Origin of the sequence: Capilliphycus salinus ALCB114379, from assembly GCF_047276495.1 — a bacterium.
GTDB lineage: Bacteria > Cyanobacteriota > Cyanobacteriia > Cyanobacteriales > Microcoleaceae > Capilliphycus > Capilliphycus salinus.
Genome location: NZ_CP178543.1, coordinates 4,539,272 through 4,552,884, shown reverse-complemented (window position 1 = coordinate 4,552,884; position 13,613 = coordinate 4,539,272). Strand labels below are relative to the sequence as shown.

5 protein-coding genes are annotated in these 13,613 nt (G+C 43.8%); 4 read left to right on the top strand and 1 reads right to left on the bottom strand.

Features of this window, described 5'->3' with window-relative positions; translation table 11 throughout:
* Nucleotides 1-46: 46 nt before the first annotated feature.
* The 4 genes from ACL6C3_RS18390 to ACL6C3_RS18375 all read left to right on the top strand — a co-directional run bounded on the left by ACL6C3_RS18390 (nt 47) and on the right by ACL6C3_RS18375 (nt 10,344).
* Nucleotides 47-907 carry a spondin domain-containing protein gene (locus tag ACL6C3_RS18390; protein WP_413160485.1) on the top strand — a complete coding sequence of 287 codons (861 nt, stop codon included), beginning with the start codon at nt 47-49 and terminating at the stop codon, nt 905-907.
* Nucleotides 908-1,232: 325 nt separating this feature from the next.
* Nucleotides 1,233-3,218: an amidohydrolase gene (locus ACL6C3_RS18385; RefSeq protein WP_413160484.1), complete on the top strand. Its 1,986-nt coding sequence runs from the start codon at nt 1,233-1,235 to the stop codon at nt 3,216-3,218.
* Between the two features lie 964 nt (nt 3,219-4,182).
* A complete protein-coding gene (locus tag ACL6C3_RS18380) occupies nt 4,183-5,175 on the top strand; it encodes a diguanylate cyclase (RefSeq protein WP_413160483.1) in 993 nt (330 codons plus the stop codon).
* A gap of 3 nt (nt 5,176-5,178) precedes the next feature.
* Nucleotides 5,179-10,344 (top strand): PAS domain S-box protein, encoded by a 5,166-nt coding sequence (locus ACL6C3_RS18375; RefSeq protein ID WP_413160482.1) that lies wholly within the window; start codon nt 5,179-5,181, stop codon nt 10,342-10,344.
* Nucleotides 10,345-10,373: 29 nt separating this feature from the next.
* Here the strand turns inward: ACL6C3_RS18375 and ACL6C3_RS18370 are convergent, their stop codons facing one another.
* Nucleotides 10,374-13,607, bottom strand: coding sequence for an amino acid adenylation domain-containing protein (locus tag ACL6C3_RS18370; RefSeq protein ID WP_413160481.1), 3,234 nt, complete (start codon nt 13,605-13,607; stop codon nt 10,374-10,376).
* Nucleotides 13,608-13,613 lie beyond the last annotated feature (6 nt).

The following is a 13,613-nucleotide window of genomic DNA, read 5'->3' as shown; positions in this document are numbered from 1 at the left end:
TTCTTGGATAACCATTGGGTGCAAACAACCATTATTCATAAGCAACATGAAACCTAAAGCGACTTCCATTTACCTCAATTCTCTCAAAACATCTTTCCTAACACTGGCGATCGCTGTCAGTTCCACCGTTTGGGCATCTGCTACCACCGCAGCAACTCTCAAAGTAACAATTGAGAATATTGGCCCCGAAGAAGGTGTATTTTTCTCGCGGACTTGGGTTGGTTTTCACGATGGCAATTTTGACATTTTTAATGATGGCGAAACCGCACCCGAATTATTAGAACGCTTGGCAGAAGATGCCATTACAGAACCCACAGGTGCCTTCCAAAACACTCTCAGCAGCACTTTTTTAGACAACGGTACGGTCGGAACTGAAGGCACAATTTTGGGTTTAACCGGCTCTTTTAGTGACTTTTTTCCCGGCGATCGCGTATCTTCAACCTTTAAAATTGACGATCCGACAGCAAGCCGTTATTTTAGCTATGCGGCGATGATTCTCCCCAGTAATGATGCTTTTTTTGGCAACGAAAATCCCTTTGCCGTTGAAATTTTTGATGAGGAAGGTAACTTTTTGGGAGCCGACTTCATCATAACGGGCGCTCAAATTGGAGATGCGGGAACCGAAGTCAATGACGAAGTTCCTGAAAATACCGCAGCACTCGCCCAAGCCGCACCAAACACCGGAATTAATGAAAATGGAGTCGTTTCACCTCATCCGGGTTTTATTCCGGGGGGTAATATTTTAACTGCATTTCCTAACGCAGATTTTACTCAGCCGAACTATCAACTGGCCCGCATTAAAATTGAAAAAGTTCCCGAACCGGCTACCGGCATCGGTTTGTTGGCTTTGGGGAGTTTATTCCTTCTCAAAAAGAAGCGATCCTCGGTGAAAAATCGCCAATTCTAAACTTTCGATCAAACCCCGAAACTAAAAGAATATTTTTTTCGGGATAGATTTTACAACGGTCGCAGTCTCATTAATTTGAGAGGCGATTTTTTTTGATCCTAAAACTAACCTACACCCAACAACTATACCAAGGGTAACATCGGAGTAGATTTGGAAATCAAATCTTTGATCAAATTTATAAATTTTCCTCACCTATCTACAAAATTTCCATTGCTTTTGCACGCCAAACGTTTTACAATTTAAAAAAGCGCAAAACTTCATGTAAACGTTCTCGCTGATAATTTCCAACGCTCTCCAATTGTACCCTCAAACCTTCAAGCGAACTATGTTTAACAAAAGTCGATTGCCCAGACGAGAATTTATAAAACTGGCCGTTGCTTCGGGACTTTCCACTTATTTTTTAAGCTCCTGTCGCCGGAACCAACAAACGGCAAACGAGCCAACAAATGCCGATTTAATTGTAATCAATGGTCGCATTGCCACCCAAGATGAAAATCGTTCTTTTGTTGAGGCCGTAGCGATCGCGAACGGTCGATTTATTGCCACCGGAACCGACAAAGAAATCATCGCTTACAAAGGCGACAATACCCAAATTATCGATCTCGGGGGAAGAACCGCCATTCCCGGCATCAACGACACCCACACCCACCTGATTCGCGGCGGCCTCAACTACAATATGGAATTGCGGTGGGATGGGGTACCGTCACTCGCCGATGCGCTGCGAATGCTCAAAGAACAGGCGGCACGCACCCCGGCGCCCCAGTGGGTGCGGGTGATCGGCGGATGGTCAGAATTTCAATTTGCCGAACGCCGGATGCCCACCCTCGAAGAAATTAACGCCGTTTCCCCCGACGTTCCCGTTTTCGTCCTCCACCTCTACGATCGCGCCCTCCTCAACCGGGCCGCAGTCCGGGCCTTGGGCTTTACCAAAAACACCCCCGAACCCCCAGGCGCCACCATTCAACGCGATCGCAGCGGCAACCCCACCGGACTGCTGATCGCCCAACCCAACGCCGGCATTCTCTACGCCAGCATCGCCAGGGGGCCGCTTCTCAGCCCCGAAGATCAGATCAACTCCTCCCGCCAATATATGCGAGAAATGAACCGCCTGGGGATTACCAGCGTCATCGATGCGGGGGGCGGCGGCCAAAATTTCCCCGACGATTATCAAATTATTGAACAACTCCACAGTCGGGGTTTGCTGACGGTTCGCATTGCTTACAACCTGTTCACCCAGCGGCCCGGGCAGGAACTCGAAGACTTTGAACGGTGGGTTAAAATCACCAAACCCGGCCAGGGTGACGACTTTTATCGCAACAACGGCGCCGGGGAAATGTTGGTCTATTCCGCTGCCGATTTTGAAGACTTTACCGAACCCCGTCCCGACCTGCCGCAGACGATGGAAGAAGACCTAAAAAAAGTAATTGGTTTGTTGGCAGAAAATCAGTGGCCGTTTCGCCTTCATGCCACCTACGATGAATCAATTACTCGTTTTTTGAATGTGATTGAATCCGTAAATCGAGAGATTCCCTTAACTGGAATTCACTGGTTATTAGACCACTGCGAAACCATTTCCGACGCCAATTTAGAACGAATTAAAACCTTGGGGGGCGGAATAGCCGTTCAACACCGGATGGCATTTCAAGGGGAAAATTTCCTCAAACGTTACGGAAAAGAAGCCACCGAACGCACCCCGCCCATTCAGAAAATGTTGGAGATGGAAATTCCCGTCGGTGGGGGAACGGACGGCACCCGAGTCGCCAGTTATAATCCCTGGGTGGGTTTGTATTGGTTGGTAAGCGGGAAGACCGTTGGCGGCACAACATTGTATTCCGAAAATAACCGTTTTGACCGCATGGAAGCGTTAAGATTGTATACCGCCAATGCGGATTGGTTTACCTCAACTGTTGGCGAAAAAGGGGCAATTGTTCCCGGTCAATTGGCGGATTTGGCGGTTCTTTCTGCCGATTATTTCTCCATTCCAGAAGAAGAAATTCGCGGATTAGAATCGGTTTTAACAATTGTTGGCGGTCAGACTGTTTATGCAGATCAAGAGTTTAGTAATCTCGCGCCTCCTCCGTTACCCGTGAGTCCTGATTGGTCTCCGGTTGCTTATTACGGGGGCGAACAGTATTCACAACAAAAATCAAATCAAATCTCGTTATCGACCCATTTATCGACCCATGTTGGCTGCTGTCTTCCCGCCAGTTTAAACAGTAAAATTAGCAATAATTTATCCGCGTCGTTGCTGAACTCTGCCAGTGGTTTTTCTGGATGGATCGGCGGTATGGGTTGCGGTTGTTTTATCTAGGGTTCAATAGTTTTATAGAAAGCCGCGAATTTTTTAAAAGTTTTAACTCGGGTTGAATCGGGTTTAATCATATGATATCCGACTAATCAATCATCCGCTCAAAGGGGCGGGTTCGACTGCGATTTTTACTACTACTGAGAGATTGAGTTCAAACCGCCCCGCACCCATAACACCCATGACTTTAACGACTAAATCCAGAGGGCTTTCAATCTTTTTTTGTTGGATAAAACTGTAAAATTTTGACGTTTAATATTTTTATGAGTCTCGGGAAACATCTGTGATTTTTCCCGGAAATTTTATTTATTTTTACAGGATAAACACCGAAAAACGAAACTGCAATGTCCGCCAAAAATACGCCTTTCAATAATTGATAATTGATAATTGATAATGGATAATTATATGATATCCGACTAATCAATCAGCGTATCGGTAGGGGCGGGTTCCGTCGAAGATCGAGGGCCACCACTCCGAGATTGAGTTAAACCCGCCCCGCCCCCATAAGACGCATTAATCAACCGGATATCATATGAGTGCTTTCTGATAGCTGCGATTTTCTTCGTAGACTTTTCCGCATTCATTGCAGAAACTTCTATGGGCAGAGCAGTTTGTAATATAAAATACAGAAAATCATCCCACACATCTTTTTCCCCACCTCCCCATTAATCATTTTCACGCCAATATTTAAGTCTTTCAGATCAGACCGACCCGTTCATCTGCTTTCAACTGAACGGGGGGATTTCTATTCAATATTAATTGATTCTAATTGTCAAAAAAGAACCGGAGAGCCGTTATGATGGTAGCTAGGACGGCGCAGAGCGGGTGTATTTTATATAAAAGTCAGTTAATCTAGTATTGATCAAATAATTGAGGGTTGAAAAGATTTCCATCCAACTCGTTAATATATTTTTGTAAAATACGTTGACTCAATTGTGATATTATGCCTTTTATGCAGGTTGAAAACAAGATGAACTTCGATTCATCAATAGCCCTTTCAGAATCGAGATCGGGAGCGATTCTTGTCGTTGATGATACTCCTGGTAATCTACACATCTTATTTGATGCCCTTACCCAGGTCGGGTATAACGTGCGTTGTGTCAAAAGTGGTGCGATGGCCCTGATCGCAGTGCAGGCAGATCCTCCCGATTTGATCTTGTTGGATATTCGGATGCCAGAAATGAATGGATTCGAGGTTTGTCAGCGCTTAAAAGCCAATTCTCTAACCTGTGAAATCCCCGTAATTTTCTTAAGTGCGCTCGATCAGCCTCTCGACAAAGTGCAAGCGTTTCAAGTGGGTGGGGCCGATTATATTACCAAACCGTTTCAGTTGGAAGAAGTCTTAGTCAGGGTCAAGCATCAATTGAAAATTCGCAGTTTAGAAAAGCAGCGCCAAGCCTTAATTGAAGCTTTAGAACAAGCCAACGATGAACTCCAACGTCTGGCAACATTGGACGGACTGACCCAAATTGCCAATCGCCGTCACTTCGATCAATACCTAGACCAACAGTGGAAGGCATTAGCCAGGGATAAATTGCCCTTGTCCTTGATTTTGGCAGATGTAGACCACTTTAAACAATATAACGATTTGTGCGGTCATCTGGCCGGCGATCGCTGTCTACAAAAAGTCGCCCAAACCATCGAACGAATAATTAAACGACCCTGCGATCTGGTTGCTCGCTATGGCGGAGAAGAATTTATTATACTGCTACCCAAAACTGACATAAGCGGGGCGTCTCAAATCGCAGAGACAATCCGCTTGGCAGTCGAACAAGTGACCATTACTGATCTACCCACCCCTCCCTGTCAGCACGTTACCCTGAGTTTGGGTGTTGCCAGCCTTATTCCTTGTGAGAGTAAATCTGTAGAGACTTTAATTAAAATCGCGGATCAGGCACTCTACAAGGCAAAAGCAGAAGGACGAAATCGGGTTAGCGTAGAAACATACCCCGAAAATAGATAACTGATGAAATTCAGATTTCTGATGCGGCCTTTTCAGAAAAAAGGCAGGAAAACTATCCCGCTGTGGTGGGCGTTAGTGGTTCCCTTTGTCTTGCAAACCGTCGGAGCGGTGACATTAGTCGGGTATCTATCTTACCGCACCGGACGGCAGGCGGTCGAAAACCTCGCCGATCAACTGATGAAAAATACCGGACAGCAAGTCAATCAGGAACTCGATCGCTATTTGCAGAAGGCTCACGAGTTCAATCAACTTCAAATCGCCGCGATCGCATCCGGAGCGATCGATCTGCAAAACCTCGATCGGCTTCATCGCTATCTGATTCTACAACATCAGCAAACCGAAGACCTGACAACGCTATTGTTTGGAAATCCTCAAGGAGATTTTCGGATCAGCCACCGCGTCAGTCCGACAGACTACGGGGTAAACACCTATCTAAAACCCGAAGAATTGCCCTATGAAGCCTCTTTCTCGCAGCCCTCGAACCCGTCCACCCTCAAGATCTACAGCATTAATCAAGCGGGGGACTTGATGCGCTATTTGGAAAAGATCACAAATATAGACGTGCGCGATCGCGAATGGTATCGTCGGGCGGTGGAAACCGGAAAACCCGGTTGGACCAGTCCGTTTCAAATCGGCAGTACCGATCACCTGGCGCTCAATGCTTACGCCCCCTTATACGACAAATCTCAGCAATTGTTGGGGGTGTTTGCGGTTAATATTAGCCTCAATCAACTGGGTGACTTTCTCCGTCGTTTGGAGGTGGGGAAGTCGGGAGAGGTGTATATTATCGAACGCAACGGTTTGCTGATTGCCGACTCAACCTCCGAAACTCCTTACTCTGCATCCGGCGAAATCCAGATCAAGAGTATCGGCAGACCCGGAATGGTGGAATTTCGGCGCCGGGACCCCTCAGAAATTTCCAACCGGGCGATTCAAGATTCCTATAAGTATCTTGTGGAAAAATTTGAGAATTTGGCAGGGGTAAAATCAGCCCAAGCCCTGAATTTTCATAGGGATGGCGATCGCTACTTTTTAAATATTTCGCCCTATCAAGATGAATACGGGTTGGATTGGCTGATTATCACCGTGATTCCCGAGTCGGATTTTATGGCAGAAATTCACCGCAATACCCGCACAACGGTTTTACTCTGCTTGCTAACATTGGGATTGGCGATCGCAGCCGGACTAGGAATTGCCCATCGATTTACTTTTCGCATCGCCCGACTCAACCGGGTCAGTCAGGAACTCGCATCGGGAAACTTGACCCAACGATTGCCGGCCGATAGTCCCGTTGCGGAAGTCAAAGGATTGGCGCTCTCTTTCAACCAGATGGCCGATCGCTTAGAAGAATCCTTCCATCGCCTTCAAAATGCCTTACAAGAGTCAGAAGAAAAGTTTACAACCGTGTTTCGGACTATCCCCGACCCGATCGCCATTACCAACCGGACCGAAGGACGATTTTTGGAAGTCAACAACCGGATGATCGAGTTTTATGGCTATTCCCGCTCCCAAATCATTGGGCGAACGGCTTCGGAAGTGGGTTTATGGGTCAATTGTGAGGAACGAGGGCAGTTTAGACATCTGCTGGAAACCCAAGGCTATGTTGATAATCTCGAAGTTACAACTCCCACAAGCTGGGGCGAGATTAAGATTGTGCTGCTGTCGGCAACCGTCTGCAACCTGCAAGGACAGGATGCTGTGATTGTGGTGATTCGCGATATTAGCGATCGCAAACAGATGGAAGAACAGCTTCGCAAAACTGAACAATGGCTGCAACAATATAGCCGTCAATCCCCGAGTTCAATTTATACTCTGGTTCTCGAACCCGATGGTCGTCTTTGGTACGAGTATGTGAGTTCGGCGGTAGAAACCATCCATGAACTCACCCCAGCACAAGCGCTGGAAAATGCTAATTTGGTGATTGACCAGATCCACCCCGACGATCGCCCGGGTTATCTGGCCGCCCGGACTCGCAGTGCCGAATCTTTGGAGTTGTTCTCTCACGAGTGGCGAATTGTTACCCCCACAGGCCAACTGAAATGGTTACAGGCCACCTCGAAACCGGAGCGGCGCCGCAATGGGGCGATCGCGTGGCATGGGGTGATTCAGGATATTAGCGATCGCATTCAGACTCAAGAAGCTTTACGCCAAAATCAAGAACGATTTCAACAGTTAGCGGCCGCTTCCCCCGGAGTGATTTACACTGTGATTGAATATCCGACCGGCCCGGTGTGCTACGAATATGTAAGTCAGGCTTTTGAAGACATTCACGAAATTAGCGTAGCCGAAGTTCGCCAAGATGCCAGTATTACTTTTAACCAAATTCATCCCGACGATCGAGTTGGTTATCAACAAGCCGTAAAAGAAAGTATAGAAACCGGGAAACCGTTCAAACACGAATGGCGGATTATCACACCTTCGGGGACAATGAAGTGGATTCAAGCCAATTCTAGAGCGGAAAAACGCAAAAATGGTGAGATGGCTTGGCATGGGGTTGTATTGGAGATTAGCGATCGCAAGCGGGCAGAAATCGCGCTACAAAAAGCCCTGCAAGAATTAACTTATCATGTTGAAAATTCTCCTTTGGGAACGATTCGCTGGGATCGAGAATTTCGAGTTCAAACTTGGTCTAAACAAGCGGAGAAAATATTTGGCTGGACAGCAGAAGAAGTGATCGGTAAAAAGATGGACGATTGGCAATTTATCTTTGAGGAGGATTGGGATGATGTTCATCAGGTTACGGCTCAATTACTCGAAGGGGTTAGTCGGGTTTCTCACAATCGCAACTATCACAAAGATGGATCGATTGTTTATTGCGAGTGGTACAACTCCATTCTTCTCGATGAACGGGGAGATATAGTTTCCGTTTTGTCTTTGGTACAGGATGTCAGCGATCGCTTTGCAGCAGAACAGGCATTACAAGCTAAAACGGAAGAACTTGATCGCTTTTTCTCCGTTGCTCTCGATTTACTTTGTATTGCCGATACAAATGGCTATTTCCATCGCCTCAACCAACAGTGGGAAAAGACCTTGGGTTACAGTCTGCAAGAATTGGAGAACAGCCGATTCCTCGATTGGGTTCATCCAGAGGATTTAGAAAGTACCCTCAATGAAATTCAAGTTCTCGCCAATCAGAACATCAGTATTAACTTTGTAAATCGTTATCGCTGTCAAGATGGTTCTTACCGATGGATTGAATGGCGATCATTCCCAGTCGGAACGTTGATTTATGGAGCCGCTAGAGACATTACCGAGCGCAAACAGCTTGAATTGACACTGCAAGAATCTGAAGCCAAAACCCGGTATATTCTCAACAGTGCGATCGCGGCAATTAGCAGTTTGCGAGTGTTTAAAGATAGCACCTGGCAAATTGAGCAGGTTTCAGCGGGAGTGGAATTTCTCTCCGGTTACACGGCTGACGAATTAATCTCTGACAATGACCTGTGGACAAGTCGAATTGTTCCGGAAGATTGGGAAGCGATTCAAGCCCAGATCTTCGCCGACATTTTTGCCGAAAAATCGGGTACTTATGAATATCGGTTGCATCACAAAGATGGCAGTCTACGTTGGATTTCGCAAACGAATAATTCCTGTTGGGACCCGATGCAGCGGTGCTGGAATGTGACCGTGATTTCGGTTGATATTACCGATCGCAAACAAGCACAACTTGAACTTCAACAGGCTAAAGAAGCCGCAGAAACGGCAAACCAGTCTAAAAGTGCTTTTTTGGCAAATATGAGCCACGAACTCCGCACGCCTTTAAATGCGATTTTGGGATTTACCCAATTGATGAATAGAGATACAACTCTCAACCCCGATTACCAAAAATATATCAAAATTATTCACAACAGTGGCAGCTATCTTTTGAAGTTAATTAATGAAATTCTCGACCTTTCAAAAATAGAAGCCGGAAAACTCACCTTAGAAAATCAACCGATAAACCTGTTCGATCTTCTTGAGTCTTTACACGCCACGTTTAGTCAGCGGGTTAAAAATCAGGACTTAGAAGTTTACCTAGAAATTTTCCCCCAAGTGCCGCAATATATTATTGTCGATTCTCAAAAGTTACAGCAGGTTTTAATTAATTTAATTGGCAATGCCATTAAGTTTACCCAAAGCGGAAAAGTAACTTGGCGAGTATGTTTTAACGTTCGGGACTCTCCTCAGTCCGATGTTATTTCTTTAAATTTTGAGGTGGAAGACACGGGAAGCGGCATTTCTTCTCTTGAGATGAACCAGATTTTTGAGGCTTTTTCCCAAGCATCAGCAGGTCGAAAAGCCCAGGAAGGAACGGGACTGGGACTTACAATTAGTCGGCGGTTAGTTAATTTGATGGGCGGTGAAATTACGGTTAATAGCGAAGTTGGAAAAGGTAGCACTTTTGCGTTTAGTATTCCCGTTCAAATTACAACAAAAAGCAGTGTACAACCTCAGCAGCCCAAGCAAAAAATTATCGGACTCGCCCCCAACCAACGGGTTTATCGAATTTTGGTTGTTGATGATCAAGTCGAAAATCGACTGCTGTTAGTGAAGTTGTTAGAAGAAGTCGGACTGGAGGTCAAAGAAGCGGCATCGGGTGAGCAAGCGCTCTTTGTTTGGCAGAATTGGCATCCCCATCTGATTTGGATGGATGTGCGAATGCCGGGAATGGATGGCTATGAAACCACGAAGCAAATTCGCGCCCAAGAGCAGAACCGACAGTCGAAAATTAACAGTCCACAGTCAACGGTAATTATCGCCCTAACTGCCCAAGCATCTCGGAACGAACAGACCCAAGCCTTTGCTGCGGGCTGTAATGATTATATCAGCAAACCGTTTGAAATAGAAACTCTGTTTGAGAAAATGTCAGAACATCTGGGTATTGTTTACATTTCCAGTCAAGATAACCATCAGTTTCCCAATGATAAGGCATTCGGTGTTGAACCCAATCTGACGGTAGAAAATCTGGCTGTAATGCCGCAAAATTGGGTTGTTAAACTCTATCAAGCTTCAATCACCTGTCAACATACAACTGTCGAAAAGTTAATCAAACAAATTCCGCCTGAATATTCCTCTCTGGCGGTTAGCTTACAGCATCTCACTGAAAACTTTGAGTTTGAAAAAATGATGAAATTGACCCAAATGTATCTTGATACTCTATCAGAACGAGAAAATAACGCTTTCAGATAACTGTTTTTGAGTAATCCGAATGTTCTTGTTTAAATTTCCATTTCTTTTCGAGTTCCTTCTTGAACAGTAAAAGGCTGTGAACATTGCTGAATTGTCATTTGCATGGTAGAAATTCGTTGGGCTAAACTGGAAACGGTGGGTTTCTCAAATAGAGTGCGTAAAGGGATATCCATTTCAAAGGTTTCTCGCAAACGAGAATTAACCCGAGTTGCCAGTAATGAATGTCCTCCGAGTTCAAAAAAGTTATCGTGTATTCCGATTTTTTCGATTTTTAAAACGTCTTGCCAAATTGTGACTATTTTTTCTTCTATTGGGTTTTGAGGTGGAACATACACTGATCTTCTTTGATTGGTGTTTTCTGCTTTAGGAAGTGACTGTTGATCGAGTTTTCCACTGGGAGTTAAAGGAAACTCATCTAAAGTGATGAAATGACTGGGAATCATGTATTCGGGTAATTTTTCTGCTAAAAAATTCTGTAGTTTTTGATGTAAATTTTCGGGTTGACTCGGTTTTTCGGGTAAAATGAGATAGGCTACAATACATGGCTCGTTCAAGCGATTATTCTCGGGGATTATTCGACAGGATTTGATGTCGGGGTGTTGTTGTAATACCGCTTCTATCTCTCCTAATTCTATTCTCTGTCCGCGAATTTTAACTTGATAATCTAGCCTTCCTAAATACTCTAAATTTCCATCGGAAAGATATCGCACCAAATCACCTGTTTTGTACAAACGATCCGATTTTTGTTGAGAATTAAAAGGATTGGGAATAAATTTTTCGGCTGTTAATTCGGGACGATTGTAATAGCCTCGCGCCAGTCCAACGCCGCCTAGATGCAATTCTCCGGGTACGCCGACGGGGACGGATTGCAGATGAGTATCGAGGACATAGATTTGAGTATTTGCGATGGGATAACCAATGGGAACTGTTGATAAGTTGCTATCAGGAGTACAAGTCCAAGCTGTCACATCAATTGCGGCTTCTGTGGGGCCATAAAGATTGTGTAATTTGGCATCAAACTGTTTAAAAAATTGGTTTTGAAGTTCAAGGCTTAAGGCTTCCCCACTACAGAAAACTTGCTTGATTGATTTACACTGTTTCAAGTTATTTTCTTCTAGGAAAACTTGCAGCATTGACGGAACAAAATGTAGGATTGTAATTTGTTGATTGATAATTGATTTTACTAAATAATAACTATCTTTGTGACCTTCGGGTTTAGCCATCACCAAACAAGCGCCATTCAGCAAGGGCAAAAATAATTCCCACACTGAAACATCAAAGCTAAAAGGTGTTTTTTGTAAAATGCGATCGTCGGTCATTAATTGATAAGTATTTTGCATCCAGAATAAGCGATTACATAACCCTTGATGGGTGTTAATCACTCCTTTTGGTTTACCCGTTGAACCGGAAGTATAGATGACATAAATGCTGTTTTGGTTGGTGATAGTGTTCGGAAGATTAGAGGATGAATATTGATCAATTTTGATTTTTAAACTTTCGTCTAAAACAATAATATTTGCTTCGGTATTCGAGACTTTATCTAAAAGGTTTTCTTGAATGAGGAGAGTAGAAACGCCAGCATCTTTTAGGACAAATTCTAATCTGTCTTGGGGATAAGAGGGATCGAGAGGAACATAGGCGCCTCCAGCTTTGATAATGGCTAAAATTGCGATTAACATTTCTGGAGAACGTTCGACACAAACCCCGACTAAAGATTCTGATGTAATTCCCTGATTTTGTAAATAATGTGCGAGTTTATTGGCTTGAGAATTGAGAGTTTGATAGGTGAAATATTGATTTTCAAAAACCAGTGCGATCGCATCGGGAGTTTGTTCTACTTGTGTTTGAAATAATTCGGGTATAGTTAAAGTTGTCGGATAGTCAATACGAGTGTTATTCCAGTCAAGAAATAGCTGTTTTTGTTCGGTTGGGGTTAAAAAGTTAAACTCTCCCAAGCGTTGCTGAGGATTCGCTATTATTTGTTCGAGTAATATGCAGAAATGTTCTAAAAATCTGCCGAGAGTTTTCGGTTCAAAAAGATGACCCGAATATTTAAGTTTAACCGAAAGTTCCGAACCCAGTCCGACCAATATTGTTAGGGGAAAGTTCGTCCATTCAACCGAATCTACCTCTTGAATTTTCAGGCTTGCCTTTTGTTGTGTTAAAGTTGTATCTATGGGATAATTTTCAAAAACTAAAATCGTTTTAAACAAAGGTAAACCCGGAGAAATATCGCTCAATTTTTGAATTTCTAATAAAGATGTGTATTCATATTGTAAAGCTTCAGACTGTTGGTTTTGTAATTGCTTCAACCAGGAAACTAAAACCGCTTGACCGGGAAGTTTGATTCTAACAGGGAGAGTATTAATAAATAACCCAACCATTGATTCTACTCCAGTTAACGCAACCGGACGACCCGAAGAAGTTGCACCAAATAAAATATCTTGTTCGCCGCTATAACGGCTCAAAAGTATTGCAAAAGCACCTTGAATTATTGTGTTTATAGTTAGTTTATTTTTTTGAGCAAATGACTGGAGTGCTGATGTAGTCGTTTGAGGCAGTTTAACCTGTTGTTCTTCTTGTTTGTTTGTGTGAGAAATAGAGTTTAAATTATGCTCAATTCTTAAAGATGTCGGAGTTGTAAACCCTTTTAATTGTTCTTTCCAGAATTGGTGAGCGGTTGATAAATCTTGTTTGTACAGCCAAGCAATATATTCGCCATAGGGACGAATTTTCGGTAAAGAAAACTGTTCTCCTGCGGATAAGGCTTGATAAACATCTAAAACTTCTTTAATTACCAATCCCGCAGACCAACCATCAAGAATCAAATGATGTTGAGTCCAAATCAGTTTATAAGTTTGGTCGGTCAGTTGAATTAAATTCAGTCGAATGAGAGGAGGTTTTTTCAGATTAAAGGTTTGTTGGCTATCACTTTTTAGGAGGTTTTTTAATAAGTATTGCTGTTCATTGGGTGATAAATTTCGCCAATCTTGTTGTTGCCAAGGTAAGTTTACCTGTCGATAAATAACTTGAAAAGGTTGTTCTCGACGTTCCCAATGAAAAGACGCTCGTAGGCTTTGATGTCTGGCGATAACATATTCCCAAGCTTGTTTAAACTGTTCAATATTTAATAAGCCGGTTAGGGTCAGACAAACTTGAGGAATATATTCGCCAGAGTCGGGAGAAAGCAGAGTATGAAATAAAATACCCTGTTGCATCGGGGAAAGGGGATAAATGTCTTCGATGTTTTTATTTTGATTCATGTTAAA